The sequence below is a fragment of the Giesbergeria giesbergeri genome (genome assembly GCF_054779375.1).
The window spans coordinates 176309-196042 of record NZ_BAAGYJ010000004.1 but is presented as its reverse complement, the minus strand read 5'-3'; the positions used below and the strand labels follow the sequence as shown (position 1 = coordinate 196042).

Below are 19734 nucleotides of genomic sequence, written 5' to 3'. Positions count from 1 at the left end.
AAACCCACACGCTCTGCCGCTTCCCCTTCCCGCCGTGCCGAACCAACGGCCAAGTCTGTCCACCCTATGCCGCACCATGCCGATCAGCCCGAGACGGGGTTTAGCTACAGCCGTTCTTTCTTTGAAGGTTTGGTTGATAGCGCGTTGGCCCATGCCAAAAAAATTGGTGCCACCGATTCTGGGGCTGAAGCCTCTGAAGGCTGCGGTCTATCCGTCAATGTGCGCAAAGGCGAGCTGGAAACAGTAGAGCGCAACCGAGACAAGTCTTTAGGCATCACCGTCTATGTCGGCCACCGACGCGGCAATGCCAGCACTTCGGATTTTTCGCCTGCCGCCGTGGAGCGTACGGTGCAAGCGGCGTACGACATTGCCCGCTTCACGGCAGAAGACCCTGTGGCCGGGCTGCCCGACGAGGCCGATATTGCCCCACCTGCCAGTCACCGTGATCTGGATCTGTTCCACCCTTGGGTGTTGAGCAGCGAGGAGGCTGCACATTTGGCGATGGAATGCGAAGCCGCCGCTCTTGCCACGCACAAGCGCATCACCAACAGCGAAGGGGCTGGTGTTTCAGCACAGCAAAGCCATTTTTTCAGCGCCCATACGCATGGCTTTCGGGGCGGCTATGCCACCTCGCGCCACAGCATTTCGGTGGCACCGATTGCCTCGTTGCCAGGGCGTAATGCAGAAATGCAGCGCGATGCATGGTATAGCTCCATGCGCGATGCTGCTGATTTGGCATCTCCGGTGGCTGTAGGGCGTTACGCTGCTGAGCGTGCCCTTAGCCGTTTAGGCAGCCGCAAAATTGCCACTACTGAATGCCCGGTACTGTTTGAATCGACACTGGCCGCTGGCTTGTTGGGTGGTTTTGTGCAAGCCATTAGCGGTGGGGCGTTGTATCGCAAAAGCACATTTTTGCTCGATTCGCTGGGTAAACAGGTGTTTCCCAAACACATCGATATCTTGGAAGACCCGTTTATGCTGCGCGGCAAGGGCAGCTCGCCTTTTGATGAAGAGGGGGTGCGCGTAGCCCCGCGCAAGGTGGTAGAGGCTGGACGGGTGCAGGGTTATTTTCTGTCGAGTTATTCAGCGCGCAAACTGGGCATGAAAACCACTGGCAATGCCGGTGGTTCGCACAATTTGGTCATGGCATCGCGGCGCACCAAGGGGGGCGACGACCTGACCACTATGCTGCAAAAACTGGGCACAGGCCTGTTTGTCATTGAACTGATGGGCCAGGGCGTCAATTACGTTACTGGCGACTATTCACGCGGAGCCAGTGGCTTCTGGGTAGAAAATGGCCAGATTGCCTTTCCGGTGCACGAGATCACGATTGCGGGCAATCTGAAAGATATGTTCAAAGGCATTGAGGCCATTGGGGCTGATGTTTACAACCACGGCGCTAAAACCGTGGGTTCGCTGCTGATCAACCGGATGAAGGTGGCAGGGAGTTAAGAAATCACTGGCCGCTGCACAGGTGCTGCAAGTGGGGCCGCAGCGTGCTCAGTGTGACGAAACTCATGTCATACATGGCATTGAGGCTGCTGGCTTGCGCATCATCCAAATCCAGAGCGCAGATGATGAAGCGTTCACGGGGAATGCCCAGTCGCTTGCGCAAGCGCAGCAACTTATCAAGATCTCGGCGGAATTCGCCAGTTTTGCATTCAATACACACCGGGGCGTGGTTGCCGGACAGTGCTAACACGTCCAACTCTTGCAAATCTTCATTCGCAAACTTAATACGCGCACCACGTGCAACCGATAAGGATAAACGTGGTTGATGGGTATTCCAAACCGCGAGTACCTCCATCAAAGCAAACCATTCTAGCCATCCCCCCTCAAAGAAGCGGCGCACCGCCGGAGCAGATTGCAAGCTCAGACGGACAATTTTTTCTGGTTTTTGGTAGTGATAACGTGAAAAAAAGGTGTGTTCGTAGAGGTTGCGGCACAACTGGTTAATGGCTTGTGCATCCTTTTGGGGTAGACGGGCTAATTCCAGATTTAAACCCGTATGTGCCTTGCGGTAACTCCAACAGACACGGCCGATCAGTTCACCAAACAGCTCATAGCGTGTGCCAAAAGCCTGCGCCGCTTCGTCAAAGTAGCCTGCTGTATTGACATTTTCAATATCAAAATCTACCTGCAACTGGTGCGATTGGAACCAAGCCTGCAATGGTGCGTGTTGGGCCAGAGTAGCTAAATTGGTTTCTGTTGCTTTCTGTGTAGCGGTGGCAGGTGCTACTCTTTCTTCTGGTGCAAGGGGAGGATTTACTACCCGTGGCGTCTCTAAAGCCCGCAGAGCCTGCAACTCACGCCGAATTTCGGTATAACGCTCTAACAGCTTTTCTACATAGAACACCGTACCAAACACCGTTACGGGTTGAGCGCAACGGTTGCAGGACATGGACTTGCCTACAGGGGTGATGTTTTCTTCGGCGACATAGCCGCAGGCATTACAGCGATACAAGGGCATGGGTTGAATGTGCGTGCAGGGGGGAGTTGCACGCCAAATCTGTGAAAGCCTGCCAGTGTAGATGGAACGCGGTTTGTGGCTGTTATTAGATGTTCGTCAAAGCAGCCTTCACGGCGCTGGAGACTTGCCCCATATCAGCCTTGCCCGCCAGTTGGGTCTTCACTGCACCCATCACCTTGCCCATATCGCCTGGGCCTTTAGCGCCCAGTTCGGCCACAATGGCTCGCACAGCGGCGGTGATTTCTTCCGGTGACATGCGCTGGGGCAGGTAGGTTTGCAGCACCGCCAGTTCGGACTTTTCTTTGTCGGCCAGGTCTTGGCGGGCGGCTTGCTCAAAGGCCGCAATACTGTCTTTGCGCTGTTTGACCAGTTTGTCCACGACCGCCACCACGGCAGCATCGTCCAGCACCACGCGCTCATCCACCTCTTTTTGCTTGAGGGCGGCCAGCAGCAGGCGAATCGTGCCCAGGCGCTCGCTGTCTTTGGCGCGCATGGCGGTTTTCATGTCTTCGGTGATTTGGTCTTTGAGGCTCATGGCTATCTCCTAAAAATCAACAATGCTGGGGTGGCTCCTGGCCCATTCTGAAAACAAAAAACCCGCGCTCGGCGTCCCTAGCGCGGGTGGTGTCGGCACAGGGCCGGCGACAATCAGTACAGCTTCTTGGGCAACTGCATGGAGCGCACACGCTTGTAGTGGCGCTTAACAGCAGCAGCCTTCTTGCGCTTGCGCTCGGCAGTGGGCTTTTCGTAGAACTCGCGGGCGCGCAGGTCGGTCAACAGGCCCAGTTTTTCGATGGTGCGCTTGAAGCGGCGCAGAGCAACATCAAAGGGTTCGTTTTCTTTTACACGGATGGTGGTCATTAGCTAATGTTTTCCAAAATATGCCCGCAGAGGGTCTTGGGGAGATCGGGCCTCAAGACCTTGCATGGCGGGTTCCCCGTCTCGTAACTAGTATTGGCCGACGGGGTGATGCCAGCAAAGCCGGACATTATAGCGATTGCGTCTTTGGGTTCAATAGCGTGTTTGGCCCAGTTCGGCAAAAAGATCGCCATAAATGCGGTAGCGGTTGGCGCTGATATGGCCCGCATGCAATGCAGACAACACACCACAACCAGGCTCGTGCAGATGCGTGCAGTTGTAAAACTTGCAGTGCGTGGCATGGGCAGCAATGTCGGGCATATAGGCCGCCAGTTGCATAGGGGCAATGTGTTGCAAGCCAAACTCCTGAAAGCCGGGTGAGTCAATCAAGGCGGTGCTGCGTTGCTCATCCACCCAATACAGCGCCGTACTGGTCGTGGTGTGTTTGCCAGAATTGAGCGCCTGCGATATCTCCCCCGTCAGCACGGTGGCTCCCGGCACTAGCAGGTTGATCAGGGTGCTCTTGCCTGACCCCGACGGCCCCAGCACCAGCGTGGTTTTACCTTCCAAATAAGGCAGTAACTCGGCCCGCTGGGCTGGTGCATTGGTGTGGAGAGACAGCCCCAGCACTGGGTAGTGGCGTGGCCTCTCATGGCTTGCCATGTCACGGTAAGGTTGCAGCCGCTCCCAAGCAGCAGCAAACGGTACGGTCAAATCGCGCTTGTTCAACGCAATCAGCGGCGTAATGTGGGCGGCTTCTGCTGCCACCAGCGCACGCGCCAATTGACTTTCTGAAAACACCGGCTCGGCAGCAATCAAGATCAACACCTGATCGAGGTTGGCGGCAAACGATTTGGTGCGAATTTCGTCTTGGCGGTAAAAGAGGTTGCGCCGCTCCTGTACTTTCTCGATCGTGCCTTCCTCGCCTTGGCCGGGGGGCGGGGCTTGCCACAGCACTGTATCGCCCACCACGGCTTGGCTTTTTTTGCCGCGAGGGTGGCAGATACGGCGCTGACCATCGGGAGTTTCTACCATGCAGTGGCGGCCATGACTGGCGACCACCAGCCCTGAAAGGAGCGCGCTGCGTTCACCACTGGTGAAGGCCAGGGCCGAAGCTTTTTTTTGCCGATGAGAGGTCATGCCGCTGTCTGTGGTGGTACCAAAGGCATCCGGGCCAGTCGTTCACTGGCGGGTGGATGGGAGTAATAAAACCGCACGTACACCGGGTCGGGGGTAAGCGTGGAGGCGTTGTCTTTGTAGAGCTTGAGCAAGGCGCTGGCCAAATCGGCGCCGTTGGCTTGGCGCATGGCATAGGCATCGGCCTGAAACTCGTCTCGGCGCGAGAATTGCGCCAACAATGGCCCCAGAAACACCGTAAACACCGGCACTACCAACAAAAACAACAACAGCGCCAACGCATCGTTGGGCGCGGCTGAGGCGCTGGGCACCAGCAAGGCCAAGCTCGGTTGTACGCCCAATCCGGTATAAAACCATGCCTGTGTGGCTAACCAGCCCAACAGTGCAAAGCCCACCAGACTCAAGGCAAACAACATCACCATGCGCTTGGCGATATGGCGGTGGTGAAAGTGCCCCAACTCATGGGCCAGCACAGCCTCGACTTCGCCAGGGGTGAGTTGGCGCAGCAGGGTGTCATAAAACACCACCCGCTTGGCCGCGCCAAAGCCCGTAAAGTAAGCATTGGCATGGGCGCTGCGGCGGCTGCCATCCATAACAAACAACCCTTGTGCTTTGAAACCACAACGCTCCATCAATGCGGTAACACGGGTTTTGAGTGCCTCATCGTTCAATGGCTGAAACTGGTTGAACAGGGGGGCAATCCACATCGGGTAAATCACCATCAACAACAGGTTAAAACCCATCCACAAGCCCCAGGCCCACAGCCACCACCAGGGGCCAGCCGCCCCCATGAGCCACAGGACAGTGGCTGCCAATGGCAGCCCAATCACCACACCGACCAGCGTGGACTTGAGGGCATCGGCCAGCCATAAGCGCCAAGTCATTTGGTTAAAGCCAAAGCGTTGTTCAATGACAAAGGTTTGGTACAGCGTCAGTGGCAGCTCTATCAAACTGCCGATCAGCACAAAGCAGGCCAGCAGTGCCAATTGCTGCACCATGCCCCCGCCGAGCCACTCCAGCAAACCGTGGTTGAGTGCATTGAGCCCACCCAGCAGTGTCCACCCCAAGAGCACGGCAGCACCCAGTGCCATCTCTATCAGCCCCAGTTGGGCTTTAGCCAAGGTATAGCGGGCTGCCTTTTGGTGCGCCGCCAAGCTGATGTGTCCAGCAAAAGCCGCAGGCACGGCATTGCGGTGGCGGGCCACATGGCGAATCTGGCGCGAGGCCAACCAAAACTTGAGCAGCAGGCCCAACACCAGCGCAGCCGCAAAGGCCATGCTCAGTGCCAAGGCGGGCGTCAAAAAAGCAGAAGGAGCAGCAGGCATGGGGCGGGAGTGTAGGGCATGGGGGACAATCGCGCCCCATGTCAGATACCCCGCACATTACCCCTCCTACCTTGGCCAAATCCGACCAAAATCTGGTCTGGCTAGACTGTGAAATGACTGGCCTCAACCCTGAAGTTGAGCGCATCATCGAAATTGCCGTGGTGATTACCGATGCCCAATTGACCGTGCGCGTTGAAGGCCCAGTGCTGGTGATTCACCAATCCGATGAACTCTTGGGCAAGATGGATGCTTGGAACCGAGGCACGCATGGCCGCAGCGGCCTGATCGACAAAGTAAAGGCATCGACCACCACCGAGGCCGAGGCCGAACACGAGCTGATCCATTTCTTGAAAAAATACGTTCCCAAAGGCAAGGTGCCGTTGTGCGGCAACAGCATCGGCCAGGATCGGCGCTTTATGGCACGCTACATGCCCAAGCTGGAAGCGTATTTTCACTACCGCAATGTGGATGTCAGCACATTCAAGGAGTTGGCTAAACGCTGGAAGCCAGCAGCCTATAGCAGCTTTAAAAAGGCACAAAAGCACACCGCATTGGCCGATGTGCATGAGTCCATCGACGAGCTGTTGCACTACCGCCAGCATTTTTTGGCCGTATAACGCTTGCGGGGAAACCCCTATCCGTGTGATAATCAAAGGCTGCACAGCACTTGTTGTGCAAACTGTGCATCTCCCTTCACACATTGGGTCTGCGAGCCAGCAAGCCATGCGCCTTGTAGCTCGTGTTAGATACCCAGCCGCGCCAACACTTCTCGTTCGTGCAGGTTTCGTTTGATGGTTGATGTTTTTTAACCATGAACGGAACTACCGCTGACACGCTGTCGGCGTTTGTTCTCGTGTGAGAAAAATATGACTGACACTTTTCAAGTGCAGGGCGATTTCGCCGCTGCTGATGCCGCTATTTCCGAAGTTTCCCTGCAAGATGCAACCGTGATGGCCGACGATGCCGTGACGGCTGAACCCAATGGTTTTATTGAGCTGGGCTTGGCCCCAGAGCTGGTGCAAGCCGTGGCCGATTTGGGTTACACCCAGCCCACCACAGTGCAACAAAAAGCCATTCCTTTGGCGATGGGCGCTGGTGGTGAAAATGGTCGCTACATTGACCTGATGGTTTCCAGCCAAACTGGCAGTGGCAAGACCGCCGCCTTTTTGCTGCCTGTGCTGCACACCTTGATTGGCCAATTGGCCGAAAACGAAGCTGCCGCCCGCGCCGAATACGAACGCGCTGCCGCTGAGGCCATTGCCCGTGGCGAAGCACCCCCCAAGCGCCCCAAGCGCAAAGACCCCACCAACGCGCGCAACTTCAAGCCTGCCACCCCCGGTGCTTTGATTCTGTGCCCCACCCGCGAACTGGCCCAGCAAGTGGCCCACGATGCGATTGATCTGGTCAAGCACACCCGTGGCTTGCGCGTAGCCAATGTGGTGGGCGGCATGCCCTACCAATTGCAAATTGCCAAACTGCAAAACGCTGACCTCGTAGTGGCTACCCCTGGCCGCCTGCTGGACTTGCAACGCTCTATGCAAATCAAGCTGGACAAGGTGCAGTTCTTGGTGGTGGACGAAGCCGACCGCATGCTCGACTTGGGCTTCTCCGATGACTTGGCGGAAGTGAACCAACTGACCAGCCAACGCAAGCAAACCATGATGTTCAGCGCCACGTTTGCGCCACGCATTCAGCAGTTGGCGATGCGCGTGATGCACGACAACGGCTCGTCGGTCAAGAAAATCCAAAACGACGCGCCGCATGAAAAGCACGTCAACATCAAGCAGGTGCTGTATTGGGCCGACAACGCCCAACACAAGCGCAAAATGCTTGACCACTGGCTGCGCGACACCTCTATCAACCAAGCCATTGTGTTTGCCAGCACCCAGGTGGAGTGCGATGGCTTGGCCAATGACTTGCAGCAAGAAGGCTTTAGCGCCGTGGCTTTGCATGGTGCATTGAGCCAAGGTTTGCGCAACCGCCGCCTGATGGCCTTGCGTCAAGGCCAGGTGCAGATTTTGGTGGCTACCGATGTGGCTGCGCGCGGTATTGACGTACCCACCATCACCCACGTCTTCAACTATGGCCTGCCCATGAAGGCTGAAGATTACACGCACCGTATTGGCCGCACAGGCCGTGCAGGCCGCGATGGTTTGGCTATCACTTTTGCCGAGTTCCGCGATCGTCGCAAGATTTTTGACATTGAAGGCCATACCCACCAGCAGTTCAAGCCCGAAGTGATTCCGGGTTTGGAGCCAGTGCAGCGATTCCCGCAGCCGGGCAGCCGCCCACAGGGCGACTTCGGCGGTGGCCGCAGTGGTGGTGGTCGTAAGTTTGGCGGTGGTGGTGGTCGTGGCGGTTTTGGCGGTGGCTTTGGTGGCGACCGTGAGCGCAACTTTGGTGGTGCCAGCGGCTTTAATGACCGCCAACGCGTGCAAGGCCGCCCAGATGACCGTGGTGGCAACTTTGGTGGCCCGCGTGAAGACCGTGGTTTTGCGGCCCCGCGCCGTGATGGCGAAGGCTATGGCCGCAAGCCCGGTTTTGGCGATAGCGGTCGTGGTGGTTTTGGTGACGGCCCACGCGGTGGTGCGCCACGCGGTGACTTCGCCCCCCGTGGTGATTTTGCGCCCCGCGGCGAGATGGCTCCCCGTGGTGAGTTTGCGCCTCGCAAGCCTGCGTTCTCCAAGCATGGCGGTGGCGGTGCGGGTGGCAAGCCTTTTGCACCACACGATGCCCGCAAGCGCCCTGCGCGTCCTGCACGTTAAATACTGACGGTTGCTCCTTGCGTGGAGCAGCATCCCCAACGAAAAAAGCGCAGTCTTTGGCAGGCTGCGCTTTTTTATGTTTTGAAGATTTCAAACTGCCAGAAACAAGGCCGGGTCTACCATCGCACGGTTGAGCATGACACCCCAATGCAAATGCGGGCCAGTGGCTCGGCCTGTGGCTCCTACGGCACCTAGGCGTTGTCCAGTGCTCACCGTGGTACCTACTTGCACATCAATGCGACTGAGATGGCAAACCATTGAGAGCAACCCACCACCGTGGTCTAGCCAAACGGTTTGGCCGTTGAAAAAATAATCACCCACATCGATGATCCGGCCTGGCAGCGGTGCCAGCACTGGGGTGCCTGTGGCAGCGGCAATATCCATACCACTGTGTGGATTACGCGGTTGACCATTGAACACCCGGCGCAGGCCAAACGAGCTAGAGCGCCGCCCTGGGGTGGGCACTTGCATACGCAATGTGGAGGGTAGGGGCTCACTGAACGTTGCCATTACTTGCTGCTGGTGGGCGCGTTCGCGTTCGTAGCGCGCATTGTCTTCTGGAGAAAGATCCACCGTGCGTGGTGCCACTTTCAGCTGCTGTTGTGGGTACTGCTTAGGGGCTATGTCATACGACAGCGGGTGTGCCTTGCCGCCAGGCAGTTGCACCAGAATGTGTGCAGTACCGGGTGTGGCCGCCAATGGAATGCCCACCAGTGCTGTCCATTCAATCATATCCCCCAGCACCAGCACAGGTGCCTCCCCAGCATGGACTGTGGGCCGTTGTGGCGCTGGCCCCAACGACAGGTGGGCCACACCACCAGGCACCTGCAAGGCGTGGGGCCAGCTCTCGCTGACAGGCGCCTTGGCCGCCGCCATCGAAGGCAAGGCCAGCCAGCTCAGGGCGCCCCACAGGGCAGCCCGGCGTTGCAGCAATGGAGAAGAAATAGAGCGGATGTCAGGAGAGGAATTCACGGTGTCAAAGCCAAGCATCAAGGTGCCTAAAGATACCGTACTGCGCCTACCAAACTGGTGTTTCCTGTGCCAAAGACCTCGGCCTGCATCGTGCGCTCAATTGATTGCAGGGGATTGGCGATGGCTGCTCATAAAAACCGCTCTAACAAACGGCGCGAGTGTTTGTCTAGTAGGCTGGTGTCGTCAATTTTGAATTGCAGCCCCTCGGCACTGGCAATCAACAGCCGGGTGCGTCCTGCCAGTTTGCGGATATCTTCTTCGGCTTTGAGCACCAGTTGGGTTGGGCCTCGGTCGGTTTCTATTTGCCAAGTGCTGGGAGTAGAAAAGCCAGAGACGGAGCAGATTTTTTGAATTGCTGGAACAAATTCGCGCACGGCCAGTTCTGCTTCGATCAGACTGCGGGGCACAGCGGGCAAATCGGCTAAGCGTTCAATCCACAGCAGTTCATGCCCATCGCTGCCCACCAAGGATAGCCCCTCGCCGGGGGCCGCAATCGGAAAGGCGCGCACCGGTTGCACATCGCTGTGCTGGGTGCCATCGGGCAAGGTGAGCACCAAACGCCCGTGGGCATTGCGTTCTAGCAATACGCTGGTGGTAGAGGGAGAAGGACGGAGCATGGTCGATGTTCTTTCAGGGGTTGCCCGCTGGGTGGGCCGAGTGTGTCAGGCTACTGTCAATCACCAAGCCAGCAGCTTGTGCGTCTTCTTCGGCGCGGCGGGCTTGGGCTTCGTACAAGCGCCAGTAAGCCCCTTGTTGCGCCATCAATTCGTCGTGTGGGCCCACTTCGACGATTTCGCCTCTGTCCATTACCACCAGCCGGTCGGCCTTGCGCAGGGTGGACAGGCGGTGGGCAATGGCGATGGTGGTGCGGCCTTGCACCAAGTTGTCGAGGGCTTTTTGGATTTCCTTTTCCGTTTCGGTATCGACGGCTGAGGTGGCTTCGTCCAAAATCAGGATGCGGGGGTCAATCAGCAGGGCGCGGGCAATGCTGATGCGTTGGCGCTCGCCACCCGACAAGCCTTGGCCACGCTCACCCACCAGCGAGTCGTAACCATGCGGCAGGCGCAAAATGAACTCGTGGGCGTGGGCGGCCCGGGCTGCAGCCACGATTTCTTCACGCGTGGCCTCGGGTTTGCCGTAGGCGATGTTTTCGGCAATCGTGCCAAAGAACAAGAACGGCTCTTGCAACACCAGCCCGATATGGCGGCGGTAATCGGCCACGGCCATACGGCGCACATCGACCCCATCGAGTTGGATGGAGCCATCGCTCACATCGTAAAAACGGCAAATCAGGTTGACCAGCGTGCTCTTGCCCGAGCCACTGTGGCCGACCAAGCCAATCATCTCGCCGGGGCGGATGTCCAAGTTCAAACCTTTGATGACGGAGCGGCTACCGTAGCGGAAATCCACATCGCGCAAGGCAATTGCGCCCGCCACCTTTTCTACTTTGACCGGCTGGGCTGGGTCGGGCACATTGCTCACATGGTCAAGGATGTCAAAAATACGCTTGGCCCCGGCAGCAGCCTTTTGCGTGACCGAGACAATGCGGCTCATGGAGTCTAAACGGCCATAAAAGCGGCCAATGTAGGCGATAAAGGCGGTCAAGATACCGACGGTGATTTCGCTTTTAGACACCAACCAAATGCCAAAGCCCCAGACCACCAATAGGCCGATTTCGGTCAGCAGCGAGACCGTGGGGCTGAACAAAGACCAAGTGCGATTCAACTTGTCGTTGACTTCCAGATTGTGCTGGTTAGCGTCGTGAAAACGTTGGGCTTCGCGCTTTTCTTGGGCAAAGGCTTTGACCACCCGAATACCGGGGATGGTGTCGGCCAGCACATTGGTGACTTCCGACCAAACGCGGTCGATTTTTTCAAAGCCGGTGCGCAGTTTGTCGCGCACGGTATGAATCAACCAGGCAATAAACGGCAGTGGCACCAATGTGACCAGCGCCAGCCACGGGTTGATGCTGAACAAAATGGCCGCTGTCATGAAAATCATCAGCACGTCGGTTAAAAAATCCAGCGCGTGCAGTGATAAAAAGACGTTGATGCGGTCGGTCTCAGAACCGATGCGTGCCATCAAATCACCAGTACGCTTGCCGCCAAAGTAATCTAAAGACAGCTTGAGCAAATGCTCGTAGGTGGTGGTGCGCAAATCGGCCCCGATGCGCTCGGACACCAGCGCCAAAATGTAGGTGCGTGCCCAGCCCAAGCCCCAAGCCGCCAGTGCCGATAGCAACAAACCGCCCAAATACAGCAGCACCAACATCGGGTCGATTTGTTTGCCATTTTGGAACGGAATCAGGATATCGTCCATCAGTGGGATGGTCAGGTAGGGTGGCACTAAAGTAGCCGCAGTGGAGGCCAGCGTCAGGCCAAAACCAGCGGCCAATTGCCAGCGGTAGGGCCGGGCAAAACGCCACAAGCGCAGCAGCACCCAGGTGGAGGTTTTGGCAGGCTGGGCGCGGGCGCAAGCGGGGCATTCTTCGCTATCGGGTGGCAAAACGGTATGGCACACCGGGCAAGCGGGCGCAGCATCAGGGGTTTGCTGCACGGCGGCCCCTGATTGCAGGTGCGCTATCTGCTGCTCAAACCGTTGCACCAGTTGCAGTGCCGAGGCATGGAGCCCCATCGTCAAGCGCCACAGGGCCAAGCGTTGTTGGGTATCGTGCAGTTCTAGGGTGGCTACGCCGCCATAATCGACCAGACGCAGGCTTTGGCCTAGCGCCAAGGGCCATGTTTGTACCCCTGCGCTGTCAGAGGTGTGGGCCAGCAGGCGTTGCTCGGTCAGTAGCACTTGGCCGGTAGCAAAGCGCAAATCGACACTCAAGTCAACCGCCAGCGTGGCTAGGACGTTTTCATGGGGAGCGAGCTTGGCCCGCAGTTCGGCCCCCAAGGGGCCGCCCGGAACCTCCGAGATATTCACAGGATGATGTGGCATTTTTGCTTGGTCTTTTCAGTCCCGATAGCCCTGGGTGGCTGCCTGCCAGGTGGCTTGGCTTGTCGCCCCTGTGGGGCCTCGGGGTGCTTGCGCACTCTGCAATAACGCTGCGAAGGCTTTATGCGCTGACACCTGCCATGCGCGCACAATCACTTTCTAGCCCGCTGGGCCTGCAATACTCCCTTATTCCACTTGCTTGACGCTGCCCCCATGCCGACATTCAACGACATCCAATTGCTACGCATCAACTATTTGCGCGGCCCCAATATCTGGACTTACCGCCCAGTGCTAGAAGTTTGGCTTGACTTGGGCGCACTGGAGGACTACCCCTCCAATCTGCTGCCCGGCTTCAATGAGCGCCTGACAGCATGGCTGCCTGCCCTGATCGAGCACCATTGCGGTGTGGGCGAACGCGGCGGCTTTTTGCAGCGCCTGCAAGAAGGCACTTGGTGCGGCCATGTGCTAGAACATATCGTGATTGAGCTGCTCAACTTGGCCGGTATGCCGACTGGGTTTGGTCAAACCCGCAGCACCTCGCAGCGCGGTGTTTATCGCATGGTGTTCCGCGCCCGCGAAGAACAAGTGGCCCGCGTGGCCTTGGCCCAAGGCCATCGCCTGATCATGGCTGCTATCAATGACCAGCCGTTTGACGTGCAGGCCGCTGTGGCCTTGGTACGCACCGAAGTGGACGACCGTTACCTTGGCCCCAGTACCGCCTGCATTGTGACCGCAGCCGGAGACCGGGGTATCCCGCATATTCGCTTGAATGATGGCAACTTGGTGCAACTGGGCTACGGGGCCAGCCAACGCCGCATCTGGACGGCAGAATCAGAATACACCAGCGCCATTGCCGAAGGCATCGCCAGCGACAAAGACCTGACCAAGAGCCTGCTCAAGTCCTGCGGTGTGCCCATTCCCGAAGGGCAAATTGTTAACAGCCCCGAAGAAGCGTGGGAAGCCGCCCAAGACATTGGCCTGCCGGTGGTGGTCAAACCCTCCGATGGCAACCATGGCCGGGGCGTGACCTTGGATTTGCGCAAACAAGAGGACATCGAAGCAGCCTACCATGTGGCCTACCCCGAGGGCAGCGATGTGATGGTAGAACGCTACATCCCCGGCGATGAACACCGTTTGTTGGTCGTGGGCGGCAAAGTGGTGGCCGCAGCGCGGGGCGAGGTGGTGAGCATCACCGGCAATGGCCGCCACACCGTGCGTGAACTCATCGACAGCCAGCTCAACTCTGACCCTCGGCGCGGCCATGAAGAAGAATACCCGCTGGAATTGATTGACGTGGCTACCGATGCCAAGGTGCAACTGGAACTCAAACGCCAAGATTTGACCCCCGAAGCCGTGCCCGCTACTGGACAGCAGGTGGTGGTGCAGCGCAATGGCAATGTGGCCGTTGATTGCACCGACGAGGTACACCCCGATGTGGCCTACATTGCTCAGTTGGCTGCCAAGGTGGTAGGGCTGGATATTGCGGGCATCGACATGGTGGCGCAAGACATCTCCAAGCCCTTGCACAGCCAAGGTGGCGCGATTGTGGAGGTGAATGCTGGCCCCGGCTTGCTGATGCACCTCAAGCCCGCCGTAGGCGCACCCCGCCCAGTCGGGCAAGCGATTGCCGAGCATCTGTTCCCGATCGAAGAAGGCGAAGATGCACCCACACCGGGCCGTATCCCGGTGGTGGGGGTGGCGGGGCGTCGTGGCACGGCCACCATTGCTCGCTTGGTAGCGTGGCTGCTGCATCTGGGCGGCCACTTTACCGGCTTGGCTTGCCGTGAAGGCATGTTCATGAATGAGCGTTGCGTGGATACGCGCGACAGCGCCCACTGGGCTGGCGCACACCGCCTGCTGGTCAGCCAAATGGTGCAAGCCGCTGTGATCGAAAACGATGCCCGCGTGATCTTGCAAGATGGCTTGGCCTATGACCGCTGCACGGTGGGGGTTGTGACCGACATGGATGGTTTTGACACGCTGGCCGAGTTTGACATCCAAGAGCCAGCGCAAATGACCAAGGTGCTACGCACCCAAGTGGATGTGGTGCTAGAGCAAGGCGCAGCGGTGCTCAATGCAGCAGAACCTCAGGTTGCCGAGCTGGCCCCGTTGTGCGATGGTGATGTGATTTTGTATGCCGTTGACCCTGACTTGCCTGCGGTGGTGGCCCATCGCAACCAAGACCAAGGCCGTGCCGTGTTGCTGCACGATGGCAAAGTGGTGCTGGCGACTGGCAGCAGCGAAAAATCCATTGGCACCTTAGAGCGCCTGACCGCTGGCCGCGAAGCACTGGCCGCTGATGTACCCACCCTGCTGGCGGCGGTGGCCGCCGCTTGGGCGCTGGACATCGCCCCCGACCTGATTGCCGCTGGTATCAAAACCTTTGAGCCGGCTGCCCCAGCAGCCAGCACGCCGCGTGCGTCCGTACTGCCCCTGTAAGCCTCGCCCCCTTTAGCTGCCGAAAGAAGAACCCATCATGGACGTTTCCCGCATCCGTGCCCTGCGTGGCCCTAACCTGTGGAGCCGCAATACCGCTATCGAGGCCGTGGTCTCTTGCACCCCCGCTGAGCGTGCGATGGCGCAACTCGATGGCTTTGAAGCCCGCTTGCGGGCGTTGTTCCCGGCCATTGGTACGCTGCACCCCGAAGGCAGTGACAGCGATATCTCTTTGGCCCATGTGTTGCAGTCCGCTGCGTTGGCACTGCAAGCACAAGCGGGTTGCCAAGTCACTTTTGGCCGCACGGCCAGCACCATCGACCCCGGTGTCTATCAAGTGATTGTGGAATACACCGAAGAAGCCGTAGGCCGCAAAGCCTTTGAGCAGGCCCAAGCCCTGATTGAAGCCGCACTGAGCGGCGGTCAGTTCGATGGCGTGGCCGCAGTGGCCGAATTGCGCGAGCTGGACGAAGATGAGCGCCTTGGCCCCAGCACTGGCGCGATTGTCGAGGCTGCGGTGGCGCGTGGTATTCCCTACCGCCGCCTGACCCAAGGCAGTTTGGTGCAATTTGGCTGGGGCAGCAAACAACGCCGCATCCAAGCGGCTGAACTGGACTCCACCAGCGCCGTGGCCGAATCCATCGCCCAAGACAAAGACCTGACCAAACGCCTGTTGCACGCCGCTGGTGTGCCCGTACCACTGGGCCGCCCGGTGGAAAGCATGGACGAAGCCTGGGCTGTAGCCCTAGAGGTGGGCCTGCCGGTGGTGGTCAAGCCGCAAGACGGCAACCAAGGCAAGGGCGTGACGGTCAACATCACCGAGCGTGCCCAACTGGACGATGCCTACCGCGTGGCCGAAGAATATGGCACGGTGATGGTAGAACGCTTCTTGCCCGGCCATGACTACCGCCTGCTGGTGGTGGGCGACCATTTGGTGGCCGCTGCCCGGCGTGAGCCACCCCAAGTGCTGGGCGATGCCATCCACACCGTGCGCGAACTGGTCGATTTGGTCAACCTTGACCCCCGCCGGGGCGAAGGCCATGCCACCTCCCTGACCAAAATCCGTCTGGACGATATTGCAGTGGCCCGTTTGGCCGCCCAAGGCCTCACGCCCGACTCTATTCCGGCCAAAGGCCAGCGCGTGGTGTTGCGCAACAACGCCAATCTGTCCACCGGCGGCACGGCCACCGATGTGACCGATGACGTACACCCCGACTTGGCCGCCCGTGCGGTGGCCGCCGCACAAATGATTGGCCTGCACATTTGCGGCGTCGATTTGGTCTGCGAAAGCGTATTGCACCCGATTGAAGAGCAAGGCGGCGGTATTGTTGAAGTCAATGCCGCCCCCGGCCTGCGTATGCACTTGGCCCCCAGCTATGGCAAACCGCGCAATGTGGGCCAAGCCATGATCAACGAGCTGTTTGCCCCCGGCCAAGATGGCCGCATCCCGGTAGTGGCGGTGACGGGCACCAATGGCAAAACCACCACGGCGCGCCTGATTGCCCATCTGTTCTCGGCCCAAGGCTTGCGCGTGGGCATGACCAATACCGATGGGGTCTATGTGAATGGCCGCCAAATTGACAGCGGCGACTGCTCTGGCCCCCGCAGCGCCCGCAATGTGCTGCTGCACCCCGAAGTGGATGCCGCCGTGTTTGAAACCGCCCGCGGTGGTGTGCTGCGCGAGGGCTTGGGCTTTGACCGCTGCCAAGTGGCCGTGGTCACCAACATTGGCGAAGGCGACCACTTGGGCCTGAACTACATCACCACGGTAGAAGATTTGGCCGTCTTGAAGCGCGTGATTGTGCAAAACGTGGCCGCAGACGGCTATGGTGTGCTCAACGCTGCTGACCCGATTGTGGCGGCAATGGCCCCGGCCTGCCCCGGCAAAATTATCTTCTTTGCTGCGGACCGCCACCACCCCGTTATGGCGACGCACCGTGCCCAAGGGCATCGCTCGGTCTATGTGGATGGCGACTCCGTTGTGGCCGCCGAAGGCTCGTGGCGCGAAACCATCCACCTGCGCGACGTGCCCATCACGCGCAACGGCAAAATTGGCTTCCAAGTTGAGAACGTGATGGCCGCCGTGGCCGCCGCGTGGGGTGCTGGCCTGCCGTGGCAAACCATCCGCCGGGGGCTGTCTGGTTTTGTCAATGACAGCGACAACGCTCCGGGCCGCTTTAACCTGATGGACTATAAGGGGGCCACGGTGATTGCCGACTACGGCCATAACCCCGATGCCATGCGTGCCTTGGTGGCCGCTGTGGATGCGCTGCCCGGCAACCGGCGCAGCGTGGTCATCAGCGGTGCGGGCGACCGGCGCGATGAAGACATCCGCGCCCAAACTGTGATTTTGGGCGCTGCCTTCGATGATGTCATCCTGTACCAAGACGCTGCCCAACGGGGCCGCGACGATGGCGAGGTGATTGCCTTGCTGCGCGAAGGCTTGCAAGGGGCCAGCCGCACGCGCCACATCGAAGAAATCTACGGTGAATTCAAGGCCATTGATGCCGCGCTGGCCCGTCTGACTCCCGGCGATTTGTGTTTGGTGCTGGTCGATCAAGTGGAAGAAGCACTGGCCCATTTGGCACAGCGTTGTAGCGAGGCTTGATGCCCCGCAGGTGCAAGCAGTGCGGCACAATCTGCACACCATGCACCTACTTTCTTCTTTTTGGGGCCGTCATGCCGCAGGGCTGTTGCTGGCGCTTACCAGCGTAGCAGCGGCAGCCAGTGGCGAAAAAATCGGTACGGTCGATACCGCCTTTAAGCTGATTGGCCGCGACCACGACATTCTGGTGGAGGCCTATGACGACCCTGGCGCACCGGGCGTGACTTGCTACGTGTCGCGGGCGCGTACCGGCGGCATCAAAGGCAGTTTGGGCTTGGCCGAAGACCGCGCCGAAGCCTCGATTGCCTGCCGCCAAACCGGCCCCATCAGCTTTCCTAAGCCCTTGCGCCAGCAAGAAGAAGTGTTTAGCGAGCGCATGTCCTTGTTGTTCAAACGGCTACGCATTGTGCGCATGGTCGATCGCACACGCAACACGCTGGTGTATCTGACCTATTCAGAAAAGCTGATTGATGGTTCGCCGCAAAATAGCGTCACAGCCGTGCCGGTGGATCGAAGCATCCCCATTCCGGTGCGCTAAAGGTAGCCCATAAAAAACAACACGCCGATGGCCCCACCACACCATCGCGCACAGCGGAAAGGCTTAGGCATCCATGCCAACATTGAACTGGATCGGCAAAGAGGCCGTCACCAAGCACCATAAAAATGTGCCGTTTCGCCTGCTGGAGCCAGTGCCTGAGCTTTCTTGCGGCCCGGCAGATGCAGGCAATCTGATCGTGCAGGGGGACAACCTGCACGCCCTCAAGGCGCTGCTGCCGCGCTACGCCGGCCAAGTCAAGTGCATCTATATTGACCCGCCCTACAACACCGGCAACGAGGGCTGGGTCTATAACGACAATGTGAACAGCCCGGAGATTCGCCAATGGCTGGGCGAGGTGGTGGGTAAAGAGGGCGAGACACTAGACCGGCATGACCGCTGGCTGTGCATGATGTACCCGCGTTTGGTGTTGCTGAAGCAATTTTTGCGCGAAGATGGGGCGATTTTTGTGTCCATTGATGACAACGAAGTGGCAACGCTGCGGCTGTTGATGGATGAGATTTTCGGGGGGGGGAATTTCATTGCACAGTTCGAGTGGCAAAAAGCATATAGCCCTCGAATGGATGCGAAATTAGTCAGCTGGGATACCGACCATATAGTGGCCTATGGGAAGTCAACTTTGGCTTCGTTGAATCGACTACGGTTTGAACAAAATAACGCTCAATTCACAAACATTGATTTGGAAAACGGGAAAAAATATCGTCGTCGCCAATGGCGAAAAGAGGGGAGCGGTGCAAAAAGGGCAGATCGTCCAAACTTGTTTTATGAACTTACTGCACCAGATGGCACACCGATAATGCCGATTCGCCCAGACGGTTCTGAGGGACGATGGCGAGGACAACGAAGCTACTATGACGAGCTTGTTGTGGCAGGCGAAATCGAATGGCTGAAGCAGTCAGGTGTTTGGCAGGTGTACGTAAAACAGTACGCTGATAGTGATGCAACCCGTCCTCCGAGCACTTGGTGGCCCTCGGATGTCTATGGACATAATCACGAGGCGGCGGAAGAAATCAGGAATGTTCTTGGTGTACAGGCGTTTTCCACGCCAAAACCTGTCCGTTTAGTTGAGCACATCCTGCAAATTGCCACCGACAAGGACTCCATCGTCCTCGACAGCTTCGCCGGTTCCGGCACTACCGGCCACGCGGTACTAAAACAAAACGCCGAAGACGGTGGCCAGCGCCGTTTCATTCTGGTGGAAATAGACGACCACATCGCGCAAAACGTCACCGCCGAGCGCGTCAAACGGGTGGCCGAGGGCTACACCAACGCCAAGGGCCAAACGGTAGAAGGTGTCGGCGGCGGCTTCCAATTCTGCCGCCTGTCCACCGAACCCCTGTTCAATGCCGACGGCCAAATCCGCAGCGATGTCACGTTTGCTGAACTGGCCAAATTTGTCTGGTTCTCTGAAACCCAGACCGGCTACACCGGCCAAGCCGATTCACCGCTGCTGGGCGTGCATGAAGGCCGCGCTATTTACCTGCTCTACAACGGCATCCTGAAAGACCAATCCATCGGTGGCGGCAATGTGCTGACCGGCCCGGTGTTCCAGGTGTTGCCCCAGTTTGCTGGCCCCAAAGTGGTTTACGCCGCTGCCAACCGCTTGGGCACCCGCACTGCCCGCGAAGGCATCACCTTCAAACAAACCCCTTACGCGCTGGAGCTTTGAC

The 19734-nt window shown here is 58.5% G+C and carries 15 protein-coding genes; 7 read left to right on the top strand and 8 right to left on the bottom strand.

The features are described from left to right. The first annotated feature begins 66 nt into the window (after positions 1-66). Positions 67-1452 carry a metalloprotease PmbA gene (gene pmbA / locus ACYVB2_RS09820; protein ID WP_382434820.1) on the top strand — a complete coding sequence of 462 codons (1386 nt, stop codon included), beginning with the start codon at positions 67-69 and terminating at the stop codon, positions 1450-1452. A gap of 4 nt (positions 1453-1456) precedes the next feature. Here pmbA and ACYVB2_RS09815 read toward each other — a convergent pair whose 3' ends face one another. The 5 genes from ACYVB2_RS09815 to ACYVB2_RS09795 all read right to left on the bottom strand — a co-directional run bounded on the left by ACYVB2_RS09815 (position 1457) and on the right by ACYVB2_RS09795 (position 5790). Further along, entirely contained in the window at positions 1457-2470 is a 1014-nt protein-coding gene (locus ACYVB2_RS09815; protein ID WP_382434773.1) for a PDDEXK family nuclease, read from the bottom strand. 85 nt (positions 2471-2555) lie between these two features. Next, entirely contained in the window at positions 2556-3005 is a 450-nt protein-coding gene (locus tag ACYVB2_RS09810) for a GatB/YqeY domain-containing protein (RefSeq protein ID WP_382434775.1), read from the bottom strand. A gap of 113 nt (positions 3006-3118) precedes the next feature. Then, a complete protein-coding gene (rpsU, locus tag ACYVB2_RS09805; protein WP_007833691.1) occupies positions 3119-3331 on the bottom strand; it encodes a 30S ribosomal protein S21 in 213 nt (70 codons plus the stop codon). A 150-nt stretch (positions 3332-3481) separates the two neighbouring features. Further along, on the bottom strand, positions 3482-4468 hold the full coding sequence (gene rsgA, locus ACYVB2_RS09800; protein ID WP_382434786.1) for a ribosome small subunit-dependent GTPase A: 987 nt from the start codon (positions 4466-4468) through the stop codon (positions 3482-3484). After that, positions 4465-5790, bottom strand: a complete 1326-nt coding sequence (locus ACYVB2_RS09795) for a M48 family metallopeptidase (protein ID WP_382434788.1) — start codon at positions 5788-5790, stop codon at positions 4465-4467. Before ACYVB2_RS09795 ends, rsgA begins: the two co-directional genes overlap by 4 nt. A gap of 38 nt (positions 5791-5828) precedes the next feature. Here ACYVB2_RS09795 and orn point away from each other — a divergent pair, with 38 nt between their 5' ends. Beyond that, positions 5829-6407: an oligoribonuclease gene (gene orn / locus ACYVB2_RS09790; protein ID WP_382434790.1), complete on the top strand. Its 579-nt coding sequence runs from the start codon at positions 5829-5831 to the stop codon at positions 6405-6407. A 249-nt stretch (positions 6408-6656) separates the two neighbouring features. Continuing rightward, the gene (locus tag ACYVB2_RS09785) at positions 6657-8555 is read left to right on the top strand and encodes a DEAD/DEAH box helicase (RefSeq protein WP_382434792.1); all 1899 of its coding nucleotides are present in this window, start codon (positions 6657-6659) and stop codon (positions 8553-8555) included. 90 nt (positions 8556-8645) lie between these two features. On the opposite strand, the gene ACYVB2_RS09780 is transcribed toward ACYVB2_RS09785, so the two are convergent. The 3 genes from ACYVB2_RS09780 to ACYVB2_RS09770 all read right to left on the bottom strand — a co-directional run bounded on the left by ACYVB2_RS09780 (position 8646) and on the right by ACYVB2_RS09770 (position 12470). Beyond that, the gene (locus ACYVB2_RS09780) at positions 8646-9545 is read right to left on the bottom strand and encodes a peptidoglycan DD-metalloendopeptidase family protein (RefSeq protein ID WP_382434794.1); all 900 of its coding nucleotides are present in this window, start codon (positions 9543-9545) and stop codon (positions 8646-8648) included. Between the two features lie 110 nt (positions 9546-9655). Beyond that, on the bottom strand, positions 9656-10144 hold the full coding sequence (locus tag ACYVB2_RS09775; protein ID WP_382434796.1) for a cyanophycin metabolism-associated DUF1854 family protein: 489 nt from the start codon (positions 10142-10144) through the stop codon (positions 9656-9658). Positions 10145-10157: 13 nt separating this feature from the next. Continuing rightward, positions 10158-12470, bottom strand: a complete 2313-nt coding sequence (locus tag ACYVB2_RS09770) for a cyanophycin metabolism-associated ABC transporter (protein ID WP_382434798.1) — start codon at positions 12468-12470, stop codon at positions 10158-10160. A 210-nt stretch (positions 12471-12680) separates the two neighbouring features. On the opposite strand from ACYVB2_RS09770, the gene ACYVB2_RS09765 reads away from it, so the two are divergent. The 4 genes from ACYVB2_RS09765 to ACYVB2_RS09750 all read left to right on the top strand — a co-directional run bounded on the left by ACYVB2_RS09765 (position 12681) and on the right by ACYVB2_RS09750 (position 19733). Further along, positions 12681-14906, top strand: coding sequence for a cyanophycin synthetase (locus ACYVB2_RS09765; protein ID WP_382434800.1), 2226 nt, complete (start codon positions 12681-12683; stop codon positions 14904-14906). Between the two features lie 37 nt (positions 14907-14943). Further along, the gene (cphA, locus tag ACYVB2_RS09760; protein WP_382434802.1) at positions 14944-17511 is read left to right on the top strand and encodes a cyanophycin synthetase; all 2568 of its coding nucleotides are present in this window, start codon (positions 14944-14946) and stop codon (positions 17509-17511) included. Between the two features lie 40 nt (positions 17512-17551). Further along, on the top strand, positions 17552-18046 hold the full coding sequence (locus ACYVB2_RS09755; RefSeq protein ID WP_382434806.1) for a CreA family protein: 495 nt from the start codon (positions 17552-17554) through the stop codon (positions 18044-18046). Positions 18047-18119: 73 nt separating this feature from the next. Next, entirely contained in the window at positions 18120-19733 is a 1614-nt protein-coding gene (locus tag ACYVB2_RS09750) for a site-specific DNA-methyltransferase (RefSeq protein ID WP_382434808.1), read from the top strand. Position 19734 lies beyond the last annotated feature (1 nt).